This window comes from Streptomyces sp. NPDC101132 (assembly GCF_044759225.1).
Taxonomy (GTDB): Bacteria; Actinomycetota; Actinomycetes; order Streptomycetales; family Streptomycetaceae; genus Streptomyces.
Genome location: NZ_JBIVYX010000015.1, coordinates 91,029 through 110,452, shown reverse-complemented (window position 1 = coordinate 110,452; position 19,424 = coordinate 91,029). Strand labels below are relative to the sequence as shown.

At 71.2% G+C, this 19,424-nt stretch carries 18 protein-coding genes and 1 pseudogene; 14 read left to right on the top strand and 5 right to left on the bottom strand.

Annotated features, from left to right (window positions below; translation table 11 throughout):
- Window positions 1–140 precede the first annotated feature (140 nt).
- On the bottom strand, window positions 141–1,682 hold the full coding sequence (locus ACIQUR_RS29205) for an alpha/beta fold hydrolase (RefSeq protein ID WP_403670449.1): 1,542 nt from the start codon (window positions 1,680–1,682) through the stop codon (window positions 141–143).
- Window positions 1,683–1,977: 295 nt separating this feature from the next.
- Between ACIQUR_RS29205 and ACIQUR_RS29200 the strand changes: the two genes are divergently transcribed.
- A complete protein-coding gene (locus ACIQUR_RS29200) occupies window positions 1,978–2,391 on the top strand; it encodes a VOC family protein (RefSeq protein ID WP_403670446.1) in 414 nt (137 codons plus the stop codon).
- A gap of 105 nt (window positions 2,392–2,496) precedes the next feature.
- Complete coding sequence (locus ACIQUR_RS29195) at window positions 2,497–2,931, top strand: YdeI/OmpD-associated family protein (RefSeq protein WP_403670443.1); 435 nt, start codon at window positions 2,497–2,499, stop codon at window positions 2,929–2,931.
- A 45-nt stretch (window positions 2,932–2,976) separates the two neighbouring features.
- On the opposite strand, the gene ACIQUR_RS29190 is transcribed toward ACIQUR_RS29195, so the two are convergent.
- Window positions 2,977–3,699 (bottom strand): gamma-glutamyl-gamma-aminobutyrate hydrolase family protein, encoded by a 723-nt coding sequence (locus ACIQUR_RS29190; protein WP_403670440.1) that lies wholly within the window; start codon window positions 3,697–3,699, stop codon window positions 2,977–2,979.
- Window positions 3,700–3,990: 291 nt separating this feature from the next.
- On the opposite strand from ACIQUR_RS29190, the gene ACIQUR_RS29185 reads away from it, so the two are divergent.
- Complete coding sequence (locus tag ACIQUR_RS29185; RefSeq protein WP_403670437.1) at window positions 3,991–5,196, top strand: ParB N-terminal domain-containing protein; 1,206 nt, start codon at window positions 3,991–3,993, stop codon at window positions 5,194–5,196.
- 15 nt (window positions 5,197–5,211) lie between these two features.
- Here the strand turns inward: ACIQUR_RS29185 and ACIQUR_RS29180 are convergent, their stop codons facing one another.
- On the bottom strand, window positions 5,212–6,054 hold the full coding sequence (locus tag ACIQUR_RS29180) for a helix-turn-helix domain-containing protein (protein ID WP_403670434.1): 843 nt from the start codon (window positions 6,052–6,054) through the stop codon (window positions 5,212–5,214).
- A 324-nt stretch (window positions 6,055–6,378) separates the two neighbouring features.
- Here ACIQUR_RS29180 and ACIQUR_RS29175 point away from each other — a divergent pair, with 324 nt between their 5' ends.
- The 11 genes from ACIQUR_RS29175 to ACIQUR_RS29125 all read left to right on the top strand — a co-directional run bounded on the left by ACIQUR_RS29175 (window position 6,379) and on the right by ACIQUR_RS29125 (window position 18,238).
- Window positions 6,379–6,666: an ATP-binding protein gene (locus ACIQUR_RS29175; RefSeq protein ID WP_403670431.1), complete on the top strand. Its 288-nt coding sequence runs from the start codon at window positions 6,379–6,381 to the stop codon at window positions 6,664–6,666.
- Window positions 6,663–8,606 (top strand): hypothetical protein, encoded by a 1,944-nt coding sequence (locus ACIQUR_RS29170; RefSeq protein ID WP_403670428.1) that lies wholly within the window; start codon window positions 6,663–6,665, stop codon window positions 8,604–8,606. Before ACIQUR_RS29175 ends, ACIQUR_RS29170 begins: the two co-directional genes overlap by 4 nt.
- Before the next feature lie 34 nt (window positions 8,607–8,640).
- Window positions 8,641–10,203, top strand: a complete 1,563-nt coding sequence (locus tag ACIQUR_RS29165) for a glutamine synthetase (RefSeq protein ID WP_403670426.1) — start codon at window positions 8,641–8,643, stop codon at window positions 10,201–10,203.
- A gap of 99 nt (window positions 10,204–10,302) precedes the next feature.
- Window positions 10,303–11,589: an adenylosuccinate lyase gene (purB, locus tag ACIQUR_RS29160; RefSeq protein ID WP_403670424.1), complete on the top strand. Its 1,287-nt coding sequence runs from the start codon at window positions 10,303–10,305 to the stop codon at window positions 11,587–11,589.
- Window positions 11,590–11,671: 82 nt separating this feature from the next.
- Entirely contained in the window at window positions 11,672–12,280 is a 609-nt protein-coding gene (locus ACIQUR_RS29155) for a GNAT family N-acetyltransferase (RefSeq protein ID WP_403670421.1), read from the top strand.
- On the top strand, window positions 12,277–13,320 hold the full coding sequence (locus ACIQUR_RS29150) for a C45 family autoproteolytic acyltransferase/hydolase (RefSeq protein ID WP_403670418.1): 1,044 nt from the start codon (window positions 12,277–12,279) through the stop codon (window positions 13,318–13,320). Before ACIQUR_RS29155 ends, ACIQUR_RS29150 begins: the two co-directional genes overlap by 4 nt.
- A gap of 132 nt (window positions 13,321–13,452) precedes the next feature.
- Window positions 13,453–14,352, top strand: a complete 900-nt coding sequence (locus tag ACIQUR_RS29145; protein WP_403670415.1) for a response regulator transcription factor — start codon at window positions 13,453–13,455, stop codon at window positions 14,350–14,352.
- 674 nt (window positions 14,353–15,026) lie between these two features.
- Window positions 15,027–15,452 (top strand): hypothetical protein, encoded by a 426-nt coding sequence (locus ACIQUR_RS29140; protein ID WP_403670412.1) that lies wholly within the window; start codon window positions 15,027–15,029, stop codon window positions 15,450–15,452.
- Window positions 15,453–15,606: 154 nt separating this feature from the next.
- Complete coding sequence (locus tag ACIQUR_RS29135) at window positions 15,607–16,338, top strand: ATP-binding cassette domain-containing protein (protein ID WP_403670409.1); 732 nt, start codon at window positions 15,607–15,609, stop codon at window positions 16,336–16,338.
- The gene (locus ACIQUR_RS29130; RefSeq protein ID WP_403670406.1) at window positions 16,335–17,591 is read left to right on the top strand and encodes a hypothetical protein; all 1,257 of its coding nucleotides are present in this window, start codon (window positions 16,335–16,337) and stop codon (window positions 17,589–17,591) included. The genes ACIQUR_RS29135 and ACIQUR_RS29130 overlap by 4 nt, the downstream gene beginning before the upstream one ends.
- A complete protein-coding gene (locus ACIQUR_RS29125) occupies window positions 17,588–18,238 on the top strand; it encodes a hypothetical protein (RefSeq protein ID WP_403670402.1) in 651 nt (216 codons plus the stop codon). Before ACIQUR_RS29130 ends, ACIQUR_RS29125 begins: the two co-directional genes overlap by 4 nt.
- Window positions 18,239–18,445: 207 nt before the next feature.
- Here the strand turns inward: ACIQUR_RS29125 and ACIQUR_RS29120 are convergent, their stop codons facing one another.
- Together ACIQUR_RS29120 and ACIQUR_RS29115 are read right to left on the bottom strand one after the other, a co-directional pair.
- The gene (locus tag ACIQUR_RS29120; protein ID WP_403670400.1) at window positions 18,446–18,850 is read right to left on the bottom strand and encodes a DUF4265 domain-containing protein; all 405 of its coding nucleotides are present in this window, start codon (window positions 18,848–18,850) and stop codon (window positions 18,446–18,448) included.
- 127 nt (window positions 18,851–18,977) lie between these two features.
- Window positions 18,978–19,283 (bottom strand): annotated as a pseudogene (locus ACIQUR_RS29115) (transposase); the annotation flags it as partial.
- Window positions 19,284–19,424 lie beyond the last annotated feature (141 nt).

Genomic DNA, 19,424 nt, shown 5'->3' with positions numbered 1-19,424 from the left:
GGGCGCCGGGGCGGGCGGCGCCGGCGGGGCGGTGGGCGGGGCGCGGCCCGCCCCCCCCCCCCCGCCCGTTCCCCCCCCGGCGGTTCGGGGGGGCGGGGGCCCCGCGGGGGGCCGGGGGGGGCCCCCGCGGCGACGGAGGATCAGGCGGTCGGCGGCACCGGGTCCGCGGCCGCCTGGCAGGTGGCGTCGATGCCCCACCAGGAGGTGGGACGGGTGCCGTCCCGGAAGTAGTCGCTGGCGTAGGTGTTGAGGCAGGCGTTGTTGTTGGCCGTCAGCGTCGAGCCGAGGTTGTGGCCGCCCAGCTCCACGATGAGGCGGGAGTTGGGGAACCGGACGCGCATGTCGAGGGCGCCGAACATCCCGTGCGAGGGGTCGTACTGCGGCTGCACGAGCAGGATGTTGACGCTGCTGTTGCCGACCTGCGCCGCGGTCTGCGACGGCACCGGCCAGAAGGCGCAGGGCGCGCTGTACCAGGCGTTGCTCCAGGTCAGGAGCTTGTTGCCGGCGGCGTACTGGCCGGCCAGGGTGGCGCTCCAGACGTTCCAGTTCTTCGGCCACGGGCCTTCGGAGCAGTTGACCGCGCTGGTCATCGCGACGCGGTTCTGCTGCGGGAAGCCCGGGGTCGGGGAGTCGGCCCGCAGCGCGGTCGCGTCACCGCGCACCACGAAGTCGGAGAAGATCTTCGCGCGGCTGACCCAGGTCCAGCTGCGGTAGACGACCTGCTCGAAGACGTTCGTCCACTCGCCCGGTCCGATCCTGCCGTCGACGGGCGTCGCACGGAGGGTCGCCAGGGCCTCGTGGTACTTGTCCTCGACCTCTTCCGCCGTCGTGCCCAGGTGGTAGACGGAGTCGTACTTGGCGACCCAGGCGAAGAAGAGTCCGCCGCTGTGCTCGGCCGTGAAGTTCTTGGCCATCTGGTTCTGGTAGCCCACGCCGCTGGGGCTGGGCACGCTGTCGAGCACCATGCGCTTCACCCGGGCCGGGTACATCGACGCGTAGACCGAGCCGAGGTAGGCGCCCCAGTCGATGCCGTAGTAGCTGATCTGCTCCTGGCCCAGCGCGATCCGTATGCGGTCGAGGTCGCGCGCGGAGTCCTTGGTGGTGAAGTGCTTGAGCGTGTCGCCGTACTTGTCGCCGCAGCTCTTGGCGTACGCCTGGGCACGGGCCACGGACGCCTGCTCGTCGGCGGCCGTCTGCGGGACGGGGTCGGGGAGCAGCGGGTTGATGTAGGACGCGTCGCACACGATCGAGGGCTCGCTGGCCCCGACGCCGCGCGGGTCCATGCCGATCCAGTCGTAGGCGGGGCCGACGTCCTTCGCCAGGCCGCTCGTGCCCTTGGCGTAGCGGGTGGGCATGTCGCGGCTGATCGGGCCGGGCCACTGGCCGCGGTGCAGCAGCACGACGCCCTTGTACTGGTCGTCGGGGACCGTGTGCTTGGCGCGGGTCAGCGCCAGCTTGATCTTCTGGCCGTCGGGCTGGGCGTAGTCCAGCGGGACCTCCAGCGAGCCGCACTCCAGGCCCTTGAGCAACGCGCCGAGGTTCGGGTCGGCGTCGGGACACGGCGCCCAGGCGATCGTTCCGGCGGCCGGCGCGGCAGCCTCTTCGGCCACTGCCACGGGGGTGACGGCCGGGAGTGACAGGCCGGTCACGATCACCGCAGTGACCAGTGCGAGCTTTTTCATGGATTCCCCTTCTGAATGCACGGCGGTCACAGGGTGGCAAGGGGTTCTTCGGCAAAGGTCGAAATTGGCTCAAAACCTGCTGGAGTCGACACGAGCCGATAAGCTCCATTCCGGTAATTTCGCCGGAATGCGGCCGGAATGCGGAGGGCCGGCCGACGGGGCAGGGCGCGGCCGGGGTGCGTCGGGGGTGCGGTCCGCATCGATCAGGAATCGAGAAGCGGGGCTCACGGAGCCGCCCCTAGCCTGCTGAGTGAGGGGCTTCGGCACGCATCACCCACAGTTCGAGGAGCAAGGCATGAAAGCGCACGTCAGCTCGATCCTTCTTGGTGTCCGGGACATGGACCGGGCCAAGCGGTTCTACACCGAGGGACTCGGCTGGAAGATCAAGAACGACTACGGCGTCTCGGTGTTCTTCGAGTCGGACGGCGCCTCGCCGGTCGGCTTCTACGGCCGCGAGGGCCTGGCCGCCCAGGTGGGCACCGACGAGGAGGGCAGCGGCTTCAGCGGCCTGGTGCTGACCTACGTCGTCCGCAGCGAGGCGCGGGTCGACGAGGTCATGGCGGAGGCCCAGAACGCCGGCGCCAAGGTGCTCAAGCCCGCCGGCGCGCTGCCGTGGGGCGGGTACGGCGGGACGTTCGCCGACCCGGACGGCTATATCTGGAGCCTCGGCTACAGCGCCCAGGGCGACGACCAGCCGTACGCCGAATAGCCGCGGCCATCGTCCCGGAACCGTCCGGGACGGCGGGCGCGTGCCGCTTCCGTCCCGGACGGCCGGGATCCGTGGTGAACCCGGCAGGATGAACAGGAGAAGACCTTGAAGTTTCGGTCCATCGTGGAACCCCCCGAGCCCATGCGCGGGCTGCTGGTTCCGCCCGAGGTGGTGGAGGCGCTCGGCGAGGGCTCGCGGCCGCCGGTGACGATCACGATCAACGGGCATTCCTGGAAGAGCCGGGTCGCCTACCTGCGCGGGCGCCACCTGATCGGCCTCAGCCACGCCAACCGGCGGGCCTCGGAGGTCGAGATCGGCGAGGAGATCGAGGTCGAGCTGGAGCTCGACACCGAGCCGCGCGTCGTCGTCGAGCCCGCGGACTTCGCGCAGGCCCTGGACGCCGAGCCGGCCGCCCGCGCCGCCTACGACAACCTCACGCACAGCCGCAAGCGCGAGCACGTGCGCGCCATCGAGAGCGCGAAGCTGCCCGAGACGCGGCAACGGCGCATCGAGAAGGCCGTCGCCACCCTGCGGGGCTGAGGCCACCCTGCGGGGCTGAGGCCCCGGCGGGGCCGGCGCCCTGGTTCAGCGGCGTCCGGCGGCGTGCACGAGCGCCTGGTGGAGCCGCCGGTCGGGGGTGAATCCCGCCTCCCACTGCACGCCGACGGCGAAGGGGTGGTCCGTGACCTCGATCGCCTCGACGGTCCCGTCCGCCGCCCAGCCGGTGGCGGTGAGGCCGGTGCCCAGCCGGTTGACGGCCTGGTGGTGGTGACAGGCCGTCACCGGCTCGTCCTCGTCGAGGAGGGCGGCGATCCGGCTGCCCGGCTCCAGCTTCAGCGGCTGGGTGCCGAGCGTGAAGGACGGCGTGTCCGGGCGGTGGCCGTCGTGCCCGGTGACCTCGGGCAGGTGCTGGTGGAGCGAGCCGCCGTGCAGCACGTTGAGCAGCTGCATGCCGCGGCAGATGCCGAGTACGGGCAGCCCGGCGTCGAGTGCCGCCCGGATGAGGCCCAGCTCGACCCGGTCGGCGTCCGGGGTCGCCGCCCACGTACCGGGGTGCGGCTCCTCGCCGTACAGCGTCGGATCCAGATCGGGGCCACCCGGGATCAGCAGGCCGTCGATCCGGTCCGCCAGGGCCTCGACACCGGGCAGCAGCGGAAGCAGCAGCGGCGTGCAGCCCGCCGCGGCCAGGAAGCCGAGGTGGGCCTGGAGCGCGAAGCTGACGACCATGTCGCTGCCCTGGAACGTGACCGGCGCGGTCCGCGCACAGATCCCGATCACCGGCCGCCCCGTGCTCGCCGGACCATTCATGACCGATTCCATAACCACCTTCACGGATTTCCGGGTTCAACTGAGGAAAGGGGGCAGATGAAACACCCGCTGCCACGAACGGCAGGCACGGCCAACGTAGCCGTGCGCGTGAAGCGGCGGCCACGGTTCAGAACCCGGCGGACCTGCACCTACTGAACGGAACGGCCTTCCTGCTATCACAGAAGGAGGCCCCTACAGCGCATTTCCAGGGAACGTCGATCCCCCCTCGACTGCTGCTGGAGCCCCTCCTGCGACGCTCGTCGGCAGCGGCAGCAGAGAGGAAGTGAAGGAATGGCTCCGAGCAGTGCGCAGGCCATCTTGATCACGAACGCGTTCGGCTCCGTCGGCACGGAGACCGTCGACGCGTCGGGCCGCAGCGAATTCGACCTGAAGCACTTCGAGCAGATTCCGGCCCACGACGTCCCCGTCGGCGCCCTGTCGGCGGGCGTTCCCCTGCGCCAGAGCGGCATGGACGCCGCGCACATCCAGCACCTCGTGGACGCGGGCGGATCGGTGGACCTGCCGCCCATCCTGGTCCAGATCGACGGCTACCGCGTCATCGACGGCCTGCACCGGCTGGAGGCCGCCAGGCTGCGCGGTGACAGCAGCATCAGGGCCCGCTTCGTCGACTGCTCGAACTCCGAGGCGCTGGTCATCGCCATGAAGGCGAACGGCACGCACGGACTGCCGCTGTCGAAGGCCGACCGCGTGTCCGGGGCCCAGCGCGTCCTGCGTTCCCACCCCGACTGGTCCGACCGTGCCGTCGCCGGCATCACCGGGCTGAGCGCGAAGACGATCGCGTCGATGCGCGAGAAGTCGGCGGAGGGCACGCCGCTCGACGGCAAGCGCATCGGCCGCGACGGCCGGCGGCGCCCGGTGGGTCCCGGCGAGGGCCGGCGGCGGGCCGCCGAGTACATCGCCGCGCACCCGGACGCCCCGCTCCGCCAGGTGGCCAGGGAGACCGACGTGTCGCTGGGCACAGTCCACGACGTGAGCGCCCGGCTGCGGCGCGGCGAGAGCCCCGAGCGAAGCGGCCGCCGGACGCCCGACGCGGCGCCCGGGCCCCTGCGGTCCGTCCCGCCCGTGCCGTCCGTGCCGTCCGCCGAGCCCGTACGGCCGGCCGGGGAACCGTCGCGGGCCCTCCCGGCGGTGGCCGGCGGTGCGCATCCCGGTGGCGCGGCCCGCGCGCCGCTGCGGGTGGCACCGGCCGTCAACGGCACGCCGCAGCGCAGGAACCGTACCGAGGAGGTGCCGGCCTGGACGACGGTGGCGGCGAAGATGGCGACCGATCCCGCCATCCGCTACACCGCGGGCGGCCGGGAGTTCCTCCGCTGGATGCAACTGCACGCCACCGAGCCCGACGAGAGCTGGCGGGAACTGGTCGACGCGGTCCCGGCCCACTGGCTCGGCGTCATCGCCCCGATCGCGGAGCGCATCGGCGCGGAGTGGAGCCAGCTCGCCGAGCGGCTCAAGACCAAGCAGGACCTGATGCCGTGACGCGCGGCCGCGGGGTCACGGCACCGGTGCCGCGGGCACCAGCCGGAGCCGGTCCGCGGCCGGGCGCCGCCCGGCGGTGTCGTCGAACGCGGTGGAGGGGCAGCCCGGGGGCGGTACGAAGGTGGCCGGGGGCACGAGTTCGGGCAGCGCCAGCAGGACCGGCGGATCGGTCCGCCGTGCCGGGCGCAGCCGTACCGCCGTGCTCGTGACGCCGCCGGCGGTCACCATCACGGGCAGTACGCCGCGTCCGCCGACGAGCGTGGTCCGGCGGGCCGCGCCGTCGGGCCCGGGGCCGTCGGCCACCGCCACCGCGAGCAGGTGCCAGTTCCCCTCGGGGACGTCCTTCAGGGAGTAGCAGGACGGCCGGCCGCTCGGTACGTCGAAGACGGCGGAGGCGACGCAGGGGTGCTGGACGAGGGGTGTGGCGAAGGCGCCCAGGAACACGCGGGCGTTGCCCTGGCCGCCGGGCAGGCTGATCGTCCCGCCGACCGTGCCCCGTCCCGGCCGCGGGCCGGGTTCGGGCACCGGTACCGGCAGCCCGGCCCCGCCGTCCCGCACCAGCCGGCGGAACCGGCCCGGGGACACCCCGACGCTGGCCGTGAAGCAGTTGGTGAACGAGCCGAGGCTGTTGTAGCCGACCGCGCAGGCCACGTCGGTGATGCTCATCGAGGTGGTCTCGATCAGCCGCCTGGCCTCGTGGATGCGGACGGCGGCCAGGAACCTGCCGGGGGTCAGCCCGGTCTCCTCCTTGAACAGCCGCGCGAAGTAGAACCGGCTGAGCAGGGCGCTCTCCGCGAGCCGCGCCAGTGCCAGGGGCTCACCGTAGTGCTCCCGCATGCACGCGATCGCCCTCTCCACCGCCGTATCCATACGCACCTCGCTACGTGTAGACCGGCCAGCAGCCTGAGGTGCCCGCATCGCGCTCAGCTTGAGCGGCACTAGGGATCCGGAGCCGACATTCCGGGCGTACCTCCGGACCGGCCCCCGCCGTCCGTCGCGGGGCCCGGACGGGCCGCCGCCGCGCAACGGGCGCTCCAGTACGCCCCGACCCCGGTTCCGGAGTTGGTCGAGAGGAACCCCGGATGCTCGGAGCGTCCGTTCGAGCCGTCATCGACACGACGTCTAAGGGGTCCCATGCCCGTGGAAAACAACGCTCCGTCGGATGCCACGTCCGACCGAGCCATGAGGATCGCCACGCGCAGCCGCGCGGGCAACTGGACCAAGCCCCCACGCCGCATCGAGAAGTCCGAGTGCATCACCTGCGACACGTGCCTGCGCAGCTGTCCCGAGAAGTTCGGCGCGATCTTCGACCGCGGACTCGACGTCGTGATCATCCCCGAGCTGTGCTCGGGCTGCCCCGTCTGCGTCCTGGAGTGCCCGGTCGACTGCATCTACGTCGACGAGGACTGGACGCCCACCGACGACGCGATGTGGAGCCACATCGCCCTCACCGGGGAAGGTGCCGCATGACCGCGCCCGTGGACCGCGAGGGCTCCCGCAGAGCCGCCAACGCCCGCAAGCGCCAGAGCCGGCGGCCCAGCCGCCTGGGCCTGGCGGCCGGCGCCACGCCGAAGCCGGACCGGGTGCGCGAGGAGGACGCCGGGTTCCCCGGGCTGCTGGCCCGGGTGTGGCGGAAGGCCTCGGCCGCGCCCGACCTGCGCGCGGCCCTGGACACCCTGCTCACGCTCGACGGATACGTGCCGGCCGAGGTCCAGGCGGGCGGCCTGCGCACGGCGGACGCCGCCGCGCTGAAGGTCGTCGCCGGCCTGTCCGTGGACGGCCGCGAGCCGGCCGGGGCCGTCGCCGACCCCGCGGAGCGCACCGCGTTCCTCGGCGAGATCGGCCTGACCACCGGCGGCCGGATCGTCGTCCGCGTCCCCTCCCAGCAGCCGCTCGCCAAGCAGCACCGGCTGGTCGCCGGCGTGCTGCGGGTGCCGTGGACCGAGCGGCACCTGGAGGAGTACCGGCGCGAGGTGACGACGGCCCAGGAGCGGTTCGCCCGTTACGCGGCCGACAGCCGCCGCTGGCTCGCGGAGCAGGGCGACGAGGGCCGCAAGGCGCTGCTGGCGCAGCTGACCGAGGCCGCGCAGCGCACCGCCCCGTTCATGCTCTACGTCGAGGACAGGCAGTACACGAACTTCCGCGACACCAACACGGTCGTGGGCAAGACGCTGTGGCCGGGCCACCCGGACTGCGTGTTCGGCAGCCTGACCGGCCTGCCGCTGGAGCTGTGGTCGGACCACGACGCCCTGCTGGTCGTGGGCATCACCCTGCTCATCCGCTCGGCCGGGTACGGCCGCATCGAGGAGGCCAACGGCTCGCAGCTCACCCCGGACAACGTGGGCCGCCTGCTGGAGCGCACCCGCCGCAACTACAACGACGCCCTGGGCGAGGAGCGGATCCCCGCGGCCGGGCCCGACGCCGGCATCGACGCGCTGATGGCCCTGGCCACGGCGCTCGGCCTGCACCGCCCCGAGGTGGCCCGCACCGTCCAGCTGTACCGCGAGATCCACGGCGCCCTGATCCACAAGGTGGAGAAGGTCGCGGCCCCGTACGGCGAGGTGGCCGCGGACCGGGACCGGCAGGTCACCGAACACCTGCGCGCCACGCTGCCCGTGACCGGCGACCGGCTGGCCGAGCTGCGGCTCGCCGACGGCACCGACACGGCCTGGCTGGCCCGGCCGTACGGCGAGTTCGGCACCGGTCTGGAGGCGGTCGTGTACGAGGCGGTCGCCGCGACCACCGCCGCGTTCTCGGCCGACTTCGCGATGAGCCGGGGCATCCGGTCGCTGCCGGAGCTGGTCCGCGCCCTGCGCGCCGAGTCCTGGGACGAGATCACCACCTGGGGCATCACCGACTTCTTCTGCTGCGTGGTCCCCGCGCAGGAGGCCCGGCGGCACTACGGCGACTCGCTCGCCACGCTCGCCGACACCGCCTGGGCGATGTCCTCGCGCATGCAGTACAACTCCTGGCACTTCATCGCCGGCAACCTGCCGCGGACCGAGAAGGTCCTGGAGCGGGACCACTTCGTGCCGCCCACCATCCCCGACATCGCCCACTTCTCCGACCAGCACCACCACGGGCACGTCAACAACATGGTGCGGTTCACGATCCGCAGCCCCCACGCGGTCGAGGTGTGCGGACGGCCCTTCAACGGGTTCATGGACCTGCGCATCGTCCGCGCCGACGGCGAGCCGTACACCGAGCAGGAGATGCTCGCGGCGCACCAGGTGGCCGCCTTCATCGCCCGGATGACGCAGCAGGCGGCCGTGCTCGCCGAGCAGGGGGAGCAGGCCGAGGTCACGGCCTTCGACTCCGCCTGGCACTGGAGGACCGTCACCGGCACCCCGGTCGAGGCGGCCGGTGCGGAGCCGGCCCGGCCCCGGGTCGGACCCCTCTCGGCCGTCTGACGCGCCGACCTCTGACGAAAGGACGCTCCCCGTCATGTATTCCAGGTCATGGTCGACCCCCGCAGCGGAGGGCAGCGTCGGGAGCCACGCGTTCGTCGCCGACCACGGGCTGTGGGACGACGCCCGGCTGGCGGCCGCCGAGCGCATCGAGGCGGGGCTGGACGACGTCGACTTCGTCCGCCTGGTGTGGGGCGACCCGCACGGCCTGGTGCGCTCCAAGACGCTGACCTCCCGCACCTTCCGCGGGGTGCTGCGCAACGGCATGAACTACAGCCCCGGTCCGTTCCTGAAGGACACCGCCTGCACCACCGCGGTGGACTACCGGGGCGAGCACGGCATCGGCGTCGACGAGATCGCCGGCCTGGGCAACTTCGTGCTGGTGCCCGACCCGCTGACCTTCCTGGTGCTGCCCGGCGAGGGGGCGCGCACGGCCTGGGTGATCGGCGACGAGTACCTGCGCGACGGCCGCCCCCACCCGCTGTCCTCGCGGCACGTGCTGCACCGGGTGCTGGACCGCTACGCCGGCCGCGGGCTGACCCCCGTACTCGGCCTGGAGGTCGAGTGGTACCTGACGCGCCGCCTGGACGACGATCCGGGCAACGAGGGCAACGGCTTCGGTCTCCAGGGCCCGGCCCCGCGGGTGGCCGCGATGAACGCCGGCTACCAGTTCAACCTGGACGCCGCGTACGACACGGTCGCCCCGGTCACCGACCCGCTGGCGCTCGCCCTGCTCGGCCTGGGGCTGCCGGTGCGGTCGATGGAGCACGAGATGGGCCCCGGGCAGGTGGAGACCACGTTCGACCCCATGTCGGCGCTGGACACGGCGGACGCGATGCTGTTCTTCCGCGTCTTCACCAAGCGCTGGTGCGCGGCCCGGGGCCTGCACGCGTCCTTCATGTCGCAGCCGGCGATCGCCGGGGCGGACCCGAGCGGCTGGCACCTGAACCAGTCCGTCCTGGAGACCGCGACCGGCCGCAACGTCTTCAGCGCCGAGGGCCTCTCGGTGGGCCTCTCCCCCACCAGCAAGGCGTACGCCGAGGGCCTGCAGGACTGGCTGCGCGACCTGTTCCTGCTGTCGGTGCCCACGGTCAACGGCTACCAGCGGCTGGGCACCCAGCACGCCCTGTCCCCGACCCGGGTGGGCCTGAGCCTGGAGTCGCGCACGGCCATGCTGCGCGTGGTCGGCTCGGGGGCGGGCGCGCACATCGAGAACCGCATCGGCGAGCCGAGCGCGAACCCGTACCTGAACATCGCCGCCCAGCTGTTCGCGGGCCTGGAGGGCCTGGAATCCCTGGAGTCCCCGGCGTCCCCGGAGGGCGCGCCGGCCGGGGAGGGCACGGCCGGACCGGGTGCGGGGGCGGCCGGCAACGGGGGCCGGGAGACCGGGCGCGACATCGTGCCGCAGTCGCTGCGCGAGGCCTTGGACGCCTTCACCGCGGGCCGCGCCGCCCGGCTGCTGGGCGACCCGCTGGCCGCCTGTCTGGCCCGGCTCAAGGAGAGCGAGGTGCGCCGGTACGAGGCGTGGGCCCGGCAGGCCGCGCCGGTGCCGGGCCAGGTCACCGAATGGGAGCAGCGCGAGTACTTCGCGGCCTTCTGACGGCCCCGCACCCCGGATCCCGCGGGGGCGGGCGCGCACTGCCGGCCCCCACCGTCCGCCGCCCCACCGACCACCACCACCGACGAAGGCTGCTGTCCCATGATTCCTCGTTTCACCCTGCCCGAGATGGCGAACCTGTTCTCGGACGAGCACCGGTACGAGACGTACGTCCGCGTGGAGATCCTCGCGACCGAGGCACAGGTGCGGCTGGGCCGCGTACCGGCCGCGGTCCTCGACGACATGCGCGCGGCCAGGGCACCGCTGCCGTCCCGGGTCGTGGAGATCCAGAAGGAGCGCGACCACGAGGTCATCTCGTTCCTGACGGCCTACACGGAGCAGATGCCGGAGTCCTCGGCCCGCTGGGTCCACCTGGGCATGACCAGCTACGACCTGGTCGACACGGCCCTCGGATTCACGCTGGCGCAGGCTTCGGACGTCCTGGCCTCCGCGGTGCAGCGACTGCGCGCGGTGCTGGTCGAGCGGGCCTTCGAGCACTGGGACACCGTGACGGTGGGGCGCACCCACGGCGTGCACGCCGAACCCACCACGTTCGGCCACAAGCTGGGCGGCTTCGCGTTCGCCATCGAGCGGTCCCTGCAACGGCTGGCGGCCGCCCGCGAGGCCGTCGCGGTGGGCACCGTGTCCGGCGCGGTGGGCACGTACTCGCTCATCGACCCGGCGGTGGAGGAGTACGTGTGCGAGCAGCTGGGCCTGGGCGTGGAGCCCTCCCCCAGCCAGGTCGTGGCCCGCGACCGGCACGCGCAGCTGCTCCAGGCGGTGGCCGCGCTGGGCGCCTGCATCGAGCAGATCGCGCTGGAACTGCGGCTGCTCCAGCGCACCGAGGTGCGCGAGGTGGAGGAGCAGCGCGTGGAGGCCTACCAGGGCTCCAGCGCCATGCCCCACAAGGCCAACCCGACCGGCAGCGAGCTGCTGTGCGGGCTGGCGCGGCTGCTGCGCGGGTACGCCAACACGGCGCTGGAGAACGTGGCGCTGTGGCACGAGCGGGACCTGGCCCACCAGGCGGTCGAGAAGGTGCTGCTGCCGGACGCGCTGACCGTGGCGCACTTCCAGACGGTCAAGGCCACGGAGCTGCTGGAGAACCTGCGGATCGACCCGGACCGCATGCGGGAGTCGATCGCCGCGACCCACGGGCTGGTGTGCTCCTCGTCGGTGCTGGTGGAGCTGCTGGAGGCGGGCGTCGAACGCGACCAGGCGTACCGGGCGGTGCAGGCGGCGGCCAAGCGGACCGCGGAGTACGGGCAGAACTTCGGCGAGGCCCTGGCCGAGGAGGGCGTGCAGAGCAGCCCCCGGAAGCCCGAGGACTTCCTCGTCAACCACGGCGTGGTGCACAGCCGGTTGGAGAAGCTTCGCGAGCTGGCTGAGTGAGCACCGTCTGATCTTGGAACGGCCTCCCCCGGCCGTCCACACTGACCTTCCCCCTTCGCTACTCGCCCACAGGAGTTCCCCCATGAGCTGGTCCGAGAAGGTCTCCACCCACCTGGAGAACGAGCACGTCCTGCTGACCCCGCTCTGCGCGCCCGACCGCGAGGACATCCGCGCGGTCGCCATGGACCCCGAGATCTGGCGCTACTTCACCGTAGTCGTCGGCGACGACGCGGACTTCGAGACGTTCTTCGACTCGAACCTCGCCGAGCACGCGGCCGGCCGCCGCGCCGTCTACGTGATCCGGGACAAGAAGAGCCGCCGCGTCGCGGGCAGCATGAGCCTGCTGAGCTTCGCCGAGAAGGACCGCCGGCTGGAGATCGGGGCCTCCTGGCTGGGCCACGACTTCCGCGGCAAGGGCATCAACCACTGGGCGAAGCTGCTGCTGCTCCAGCACTGCTTCGAGGTGCTGGAGGCCGAGCGCGTGGAGTTCAAGACGGACGAGCTCAACGTCCAGGCCCGCAAGGGGCTGCGCAACATCGGCGCCACCGAGGAGGGCACCGCCCGCTCCTACAACTACATGCCGGGCGGCCGCCGCCGCGACGCGGTCTTCTACAGCATCCTGCGCGCCGAGTGGCCGCAGGTCCTCGCCGCCCTCTCCCAGGGCCCCAAGAAGGCGTCCGCCTCCGCATGAGCACCCCGTACGTCGAGGCCGTCGGCACCCCCTTCGAGCTGGGCCGCGCCCACGGGGCGGCACTCGCCGGCCCGCTGCGCGCCTTCCTCGGCGACGGCCTGGCGCGGCTGGGCCGCCTCACCGACCGGCCGCTGACGTTCACGGGGCTGCTGCCGTCGATCTCCGCGTACCGGGCGGAGATCACGGCGGCGGTCCCCGACCTGGCCGAGGAGGTGGCGGGGCTGGCGGCCGGGGCCGGGATCACCGAGGACGAGGCGTGGCTGCTGCAGCTGCGCCGCGAGGTGATGGGCTACACCGGGGTGCCGACCGCCGGGGACTGCACGACGTACGCGCGCACCGGGCCGGACGCGCGGCCGGTGCTCGCGCAGACGGTGGACCTGAACGCGGACGTCGACAGCCACATCGCGGTGCTGTCGCTGGCCCGGGCGGGGACGCCGCGCCGGGTGACGGTGCTCAGCTTCGCGGGCCTGCTCGGCTACCTGGGCATGAACAGCGACGGGCTGGCGATCGGGCTGAACCTGGTGACCGACGGCCTGTGGCGGCCGGGCCTCACCCCGTACCTGGCCATCCGTCACCTGCTGGACGGCGCCGGGAGCGTGGACGAGGCGCTGGAGGTGCTGGCCGGGCTCACCCTGTCCAGCTCGCGCAACCTGGTGCTGTGCGACCGGCGGCGCGCGGTGTACGCCGAGCTGTGCGGGACCGAGCTGCGGGTGACCGAGCCGGCGGGGCGGGAGGCCGCGCACACCAACCACTACCTGCACGCGGACTTCGTCCCGCACGACCGGCAGTCGGCCCCCGACCGGGTCAATTCCGACGAGCGGCTGGAGGCCGTGACGAAGGGGCTGGCCGGGCTCGGCCCGCAGGCCGCTCCGGAGGAGCACTTCGGCGTCCTGTCCCGGCCGCCGGTGTGCATCCCCGCGCACGGGATCTTCCGCCTGGAGCGGACGGTGGCCTCCGTGGTGATGCTGCCCGGGGAGGGCGAGCTGCACCTGCGGGCGGGCGACCCCAACCACGCCGTCACCGAGGTGTTCACGGTGTAGGGGGCGGGGCGCCGGCGGGCGCCCCGGCGGCATCTGGACCGGCGCTGCACCAGGCCTCGACCGCGCGCCGCTAGCGTCGGCGCGGAGGGCGGCCGGACCGGTCCGGACCCGCCACGACCCCCCGGGGGAGGCATGAGTCAGGTTCAGGCGCAGGCACTGCTGGAGCACCAGACGTCCACTCCGCACCCCGAGCACGACGGGCCGCGGGCCACCGCTCCGGTCCGGGGGGCGCGGCTGCCGTGCTCCGTCGACTCGCGGCCCCCCGGCCAGCACGCGTTCGGCGGGGTCCCCGGACCGGGCGACCCCGGCGCCACCTCGTTGCGGGAGGTCCTGGGCGGGGCCGCCCCCCGGACCGCGCCCGCGGTCTCCGGGCGGCGCATCCTCGTCGTGGGCGCCGACGCGGGGGACGGGCTGGCGCACCAGCTGCGCCGGCACGGCCACACCTGCACCAGGGCGCCCCACGGCGGCGCGGCCCTGCAGGCCTACGGCAGCGCCGACCTCGTCCTGCTCGACCTCGAACTGCCGGACCTGGACGGGCTGGAGGTGTGCCGGGCGATCCGGTCGGTCAGCCGGGTGCCGCTCATCATCGTCACCTCCCGCGAGTCCGAGATCGACTGCGTGCTGGGCCTCCAGGCGGGCGCGGACGACTACGTCACCAGGCCCTTCGGGATGCGCGAGCTGATGGCCCGGATCGAGGCCGTCATGCGCCGCGCCCAGTGGCAGTCGGCGGCCGCCGCGGGCCCGGCCCAGGAGATCCGGCACGGCCGGCTCCGCATCGACGTGGGCTCCCGCGAGGTGACCGTGGACGGCGTGCCGGTCGCCCTGACGCGCAAGGAGTTCGACCTGCTGCGCCTGCTGGCGCAGCATCCCGACGCCGTGGTCCCGCGGCGGCAGCTGCTCCAGCAGGTGTGGGGCGACTCCTGGTCGCGCCGGACCGTGGACACCCATGTCAGCAGCGTGCGCGGGAAGCTGGGACACCCCGGCTGGATCGTCACCGTCCGGGGCGTCGGCTTCCGCCTCGGCACCGTCTGAACTCCTCGTCCTCCCCACACTCCTCGGGCACCTCTCGCAGCGCCGCGAGGGGTGCCCGAGGCGCGTCCGTCAGAGTTTCAGCAATGCAGTAGGTGCCGACAGACCTCCACCCGGTCCTCGACTCACACCAGAGTCGAGAGAGGCAGACGAGGACGAGCATCAAGGTGAGCGCTGCGATCCGCGACGGGCAGGATGCATTGGCGGTCGAGCTCCGGGATCCGGGCTTCGTAGCGGACGGCAGTCGTAGCGGGTGGCGACGGCGCGGTGGCGCTTGAGGCGAAGGCGAGGCTGTCGACCGGTTTGACGCTGCACGCAGAACCTCTGATACACATGGAATTGAGCCACAGCAGGACTGCTGAAGGCTCATTTTCGTTGGTGCGATGCTGTCCATCTTATCCCGCTAATTCGCCAGTAATGCACGCTTGCACCTCAGATGTTCCTCAGCTTGCGTTCACCTCTCCTGTCCACTTGGGGACGGGCTATAGCTTCGGGTCGTCAACGCGGTCGATGGAATGTTCGACTGTTCTGTTGGTCGCACCATGGGAAAGACCAACCCATTGGGGGAGAACGTGGCTAACGCACGACGCTCCACTGCATTTCGACGGATAGCTGAAGTCGGGGTTATCGCGGCACTCGCGGTAGCTGCCCTGCCCACCGCGGCGCAGGCTCTCGGAGTGGCACGTACCTGGAACCCCAGCTCCACTCCGCTGAAGGTGACCGGCTACGGCAGCACCGGGTACGCCCACGGGACCTGGAAGGTGCACAACACCTCGAACGGCACCCGGTCGGAGGTGATGAGCTACACCAAGCTCTCCAACGCCGATGACCACAAGGTGTACGTCGTCCTCGGAACCCAGGTGAACGCGGGCTACTGCACCCAGGTCAGCAAGTACATGACCTGCACGCAGAAGTACTGGGACCACGCCAGCGCGGAAACCGGTCACCACAGCAGCAGCTCCTACATCTACAAGACCGCGTCAACCGGCGTGTCTAACGAGGCCGATTACGCCCGGGGCAAGGTGCGGGCGGCCCTGGACATCCCGTGGCGGTCCGACCCCATGACCGGCTGGTCCTACACCGACGGCGGCGACCAGTACTGACCTCGTACCTTGGCCGGCTTTCCGTGACCCGGAAGGCCGGTCAGGGTGTGTCGAGTGGTACGTCATATCCAATGCATTCCGGCAGGGACACGCTTCGCCAGGACGATCCGTCCTGGCCATGTCGCCACCTCAGCGAAATGACCAGGGGGGGATTATGAGCCAAACTCGTCTGACATGCGACGAACTGGTGAAGGACTACGGCGGAGCATTCCGGCTCGGCCCGATGGGCCTGGCGGTGACCGAGGGGGTGACCTGCCTCGTCGGGCCGAACGGCGCTGGCAAATCCACCTTCTTCCGGCTCGCCGCAGGGCTTGAGAGGCCAACGTCTGGGACATTGCGACTTGAGGTGGGCGCCGCGACCGAGCGAGCCGTGGCCCTGGGCTACCTGCCCCAGGACCCCGAGCTTCCGCAGGGAGCGAGCTGTGAAGAGTTCCTGCACTACGTCGCCTGGGTCCACCAGGTCCCCACCAAGCGACGCCCGGCAGCGGTGGCCGAAGCCCTGACGCTAACAAACCTGACCGATCGCCGGACCAGCAAGATTCGCACGCTGTCCGGCGGCATGGCCCGCCGTCTCGGGATAGCTCAGGCTCTGATCCACAACCCGGCGATGCTGCTCCTCGACGAACCCACGGTCGGCCTTGACCCACGGCAACGCATCGCGTTGCGAGAGACGATCGACTCGGTGTCTGCGGGACGCGTCGTCATCGTTTCCACCCACCTTGTGGAGGACGTTCGCGGCCTGGCGGACCGGGTGATCATCCTCCACGGCGGTGACGTCGTCTTCGACGGCGACGTGCCGACCCTCGAAGGGAAAGCTGATCCCGATGCTCCGGGGGACACCGACCTGGAGCGGGCCATCGCGACTCTGATGGGAGCCCCAGAGTGAGCGTCCTTTCCCTCCGCTACGCCCTCAAGACCCTGGTCGGTCCATGGGTGATGCTGCCCGTCGCGGGTCTGGAGGTGATGAATTTCCTCCAGCGCGGGATGCCCTGGCGGGGGGAAAGCCTGTGGACCGTGGACTGGTTCGCCATCGCACTGTTTATCGTGGGACCGCTGCTCGCCGGCGCGGCCGCGGTCGACGCCTCGCGCTTGTCGCGCCCAGGCAACATCCACCTTGTCCTGGCTACCAGCCGCCCCCACCGACCCTACTTCCGGGCAGCCGCATGGTGCGCCCTTCCGGTGCTTGGCGTGCATCTCCTCACCATCGCCACGGGAATCGCTGTCGGTGGTGTGCACGGCACACCGGCGTGGTTCGGGCTCGCTGGCGCGGTTCTCGTGCAGTGCCTTGCGATTTGCTGGTACGTGGCCATCGGGTCGGCCATCGGCCGCCTGACCAGCCCTCTTCTCGCTGGCGCCATCGCAGCCATCGGGGCCTTCACCTTCATCTACCTCCTTGGCGAAGGCAGCAGCGGCCGGTTCGAGCCTCTCTCGCTCGGTGGGGCGACCGTCTCTCGGCTCGGCTACCAGTACTCAGCTGGCTATCTCCTCGCCCAGATCGCCGTCTTCGCGATCACCGGTGCCGCCTTGCTGCTGTTGCCGATATGCCAGCGGTCCGGTCGGGTAATTCCCACACGCATCGGAGCTAGCGCGATGGCCCTGATTGCCCTGATTGCCCTGGGCGGCCAATACGCCCTTCCGGACCAGCGGCTCATCGCGAAAGCCGAGACGCCGACAGACTGCACCGACGCAGAGCCCACCGTCTGCCTCTACCCGGAGCACCAGCGGTTCCAGGATCAGGCCGTCGGCCACGTCCGGACCCTCACCAAAGCAGCACGTGCCCGCGGATACGACGCCCTGGTACCGAAGCGCGTCGAGGAACTAAGCCGCACCTACCGGGTGACATCACCGGACATCGCCGGCCTGGAGATCTCCGCCGATGCCTACGCGACCGGGAAGGTCACCCTCGAGGAAGTAGCCTCGGGCCTTGTCCGACCTCTGCACTGCGCCGGGCTTTACGAGGGACGCGGCCCTGGGCCAAAGTACTGGCAGCGCGAGTTCTCCCTCTACGCCACCCTTCTCCACACCGCGGACATCAAGGTCGACCCGCGAGAGTTCCCCGAACCTGCAAAGATCCTGACGCCGAAGGAGGTCCAGGACATCAGGGCCGACTACGCGGCGTGCAAGCTGGAGGGGCAATGAAGGATCACCTGATCATTGTCCGATCCTGGGCCGGGGTACACGCCGGGCGCTCAGCCGTCACGCTCATCGCGGTCAGCGGTCTGCTCTCGCTGATCGGGGCACAAGCAATGATCGACAGCCTCGGGTTCCTCCTGTTCGAAACACCAGTATCCCTTTTGCTGTTTGTCCCCGCCCTCGCGGGTATCGCGGTCGGAATGGGCACCGCAAACACCGCCCGCATCCCTCTCCCCGAGCCGCACCGTCTGCTCACGGCACGGTTGCTCTGGCTGCTGGCCCTGACTGCTGTTGCCGGCCTCGCCGTGAGCCTCGGGCAGCTCGTCGGACCAGCCATCGACTGGCAGGCCGGAGTCCGCAATCTCCTACTCCACAGCTCACTGGCCGTCATTACCGTCAGCTTCGCTGGACCAGCACTGGCTTGGCTGCCTCCTGTCACCCTCACCCTGGCCTGCATGTTCTTCGGCTATCCGCAGGCCAAGCCCGGGTACTACTGGTGGGCAGCGATCATGGAAGAGTCCGTTAGCCCTAGGCAATGGGTATGGACGGTTGTCATCTTCCTCGGTGCGATCGTCTTCTACGCGCTGCGTCCGTTGACGAAGAGCCACCTCGGCCGCTACACGCTCGGCGGCATCCACGCCGACGCGGAGTGACCAGCGCTTGATCTGGGTACTGCCCAGGACTCCAGGAAAGGGGAAACATGCAAGACGGCTGGATCATTGTTGCCGGTGTGGCACTGCTGAACGTCTTAGGCTTCGTCGCCGCCATGCTGTTCGTGAAGCTACGGCGCATGCAGTCGCGCCGCCGAGGCTGAGAACTGAGGAGTGGCTCTAGAACTCCTAACGAAATGATCTTTCGCGTCAGGAGTCGATCTCCCAGTGGAGGGCGCCGGCCTCCGCGAGAGGCTCCACTGCCTCGACGAAGAGCGACTCGTCCGTTCCAGGCGGAAGGTCCACCGCGAGGTAGGTGCCCTGGAGCCACTCGTGAGGCAGGCCGACACTGACTACCTTGCCGTGCAGGAGCTTGTGTACCTCGTCTCGGTCCGTATGTTCCACGACGAGTGCGACGCGAAGGGTCCGGTGGCCGGACTTGCGCACGACGCTGGTCAGCAGGTCGTGGCGGTCGATGGTCACGACGTCGCGATGGCAGATTCCGTGGGTGAAGAACGGCAGACACGCCACCTCGAAGGTGTCCTCGGTGAGCTGGTGGGTCCACAACTGCTCGCGCCAACCGTCCTGCCGGTCCGACAGATCGGCGTGGATCATGTAGTTGGGGGGCCTCGGCCGATCGGGGCCTGGTGCGTGATGATGGGCATGGGGTGCCTCCCGGAGCTGGGTATTGACCCCCAGATCCTGCAGGACTCGCCTTGACTTCGACGCGGCGGGGCGTGGTCAAGCGTCGCCAGCAGATCAGGGCGCATCCGAGGGTGAGGAAGGCTTTGTGGATGTCGTCGCGGATCTCCCAACGGATCCGCAGACGCCGGAACCAGTGCAGATGGGCGAAAGCGCGCTCGACAACCCAGTGTTGAGTGCCCAGGCCGGAGCCGTGCTCGGTGCCCCGGCGGGCGACCAGCGGTTTCACTCCGAGTCCCCAGACCAGGCGGCGGTACTTGTCGTGGTCGTAGCCACGGTCAGCGAGGCGCCCTGGGGACGGCGGTGGCCTCGATCGATGCCGCCCGTGCCGACCGACGCAGGGCGGTCGAAGCATCCCACGCCGCCGCGCTGCGCCAGGCTCGCGCTGAGCGCGCAGGGGGTCTCCCGAGGAGCCTCAGCCGTTCGAAAGGACAGCGTGAAGTCATCTCGGGCGGGGCCGAGCCCTGGCTGGATCAGGACGCTGCCG

What these genes read in the sequence shown, in the direction of transcription:
- ACIQUR_RS29165 (WP_403670426.1), top strand. Translation starts at nt 8,641, where the DNA reads ATGTATTCCAGGTCATGGTCGACCCCCGCAGCGGAGGGCAGCGTCGGG.
- ACIQUR_RS29125 (WP_403670402.1), top strand. Translation starts at nt 17,588, where the DNA reads ATGAAGGATCACCTGATCATTGTCCGATCCTGGGCCGGGGTACACGCC.
- ACIQUR_RS29150 (WP_403670418.1), top strand. Translation starts at nt 12,277, where the DNA reads ATGAGCACCCCGTACGTCGAGGCCGTCGGCACCCCCTTCGAGCTGGGC.
- ACIQUR_RS29135 (WP_403670409.1), top strand. Translation starts at nt 15,607, where the DNA reads ATGAGCCAAACTCGTCTGACATGCGACGAACTGGTGAAGGACTACGGC.
- ACIQUR_RS29200 (WP_403670446.1), top strand. Translation starts at nt 1,978, where the DNA reads ATGAAAGCGCACGTCAGCTCGATCCTTCTTGGTGTCCGGGACATGGAC.
- purB (WP_403670424.1), top strand. Translation starts at nt 10,303, where the DNA reads ATGATTCCTCGTTTCACCCTGCCCGAGATGGCGAACCTGTTCTCGGAC.
- ACIQUR_RS29190 (WP_403670440.1), bottom strand. Translation starts at nt 3,699, where the DNA reads ATGAATGGTCCGGCGAGCACGGGGCGGCCGGTGATCGGGATCTGTGCG.
- ACIQUR_RS29170 (WP_403670428.1), top strand. Translation starts at nt 6,663, where the DNA reads ATGACCGCGCCCGTGGACCGCGAGGGCTCCCGCAGAGCCGCCAACGCC.
- ACIQUR_RS29145 (WP_403670415.1), top strand. Translation starts at nt 13,453, where the DNA reads ATGAGTCAGGTTCAGGCGCAGGCACTGCTGGAGCACCAGACGTCCACT.
- ACIQUR_RS29185 (WP_403670437.1), top strand. Translation starts at nt 3,991, where the DNA reads ATGGCTCCGAGCAGTGCGCAGGCCATCTTGATCACGAACGCGTTCGGC.
- ACIQUR_RS29120 (WP_403670400.1), bottom strand. Translation starts at nt 18,850, where the DNA reads ATGATCCACGCCGATCTGTCGGACCGGCAGGACGGTTGGCGCGAGCAG.
- ACIQUR_RS29175 (WP_403670431.1), top strand. Translation starts at nt 6,379, where the DNA reads ATGAGGATCGCCACGCGCAGCCGCGCGGGCAACTGGACCAAGCCCCCA.
- ACIQUR_RS29155 (WP_403670421.1), top strand. Translation starts at nt 11,672, where the DNA reads ATGAGCTGGTCCGAGAAGGTCTCCACCCACCTGGAGAACGAGCACGTC.
- ACIQUR_RS29205 (WP_403670449.1), bottom strand. Translation starts at nt 1,682, where the DNA reads ATGAAAAAGCTCGCACTGGTCACTGCGGTGATCGTGACCGGCCTGTCA.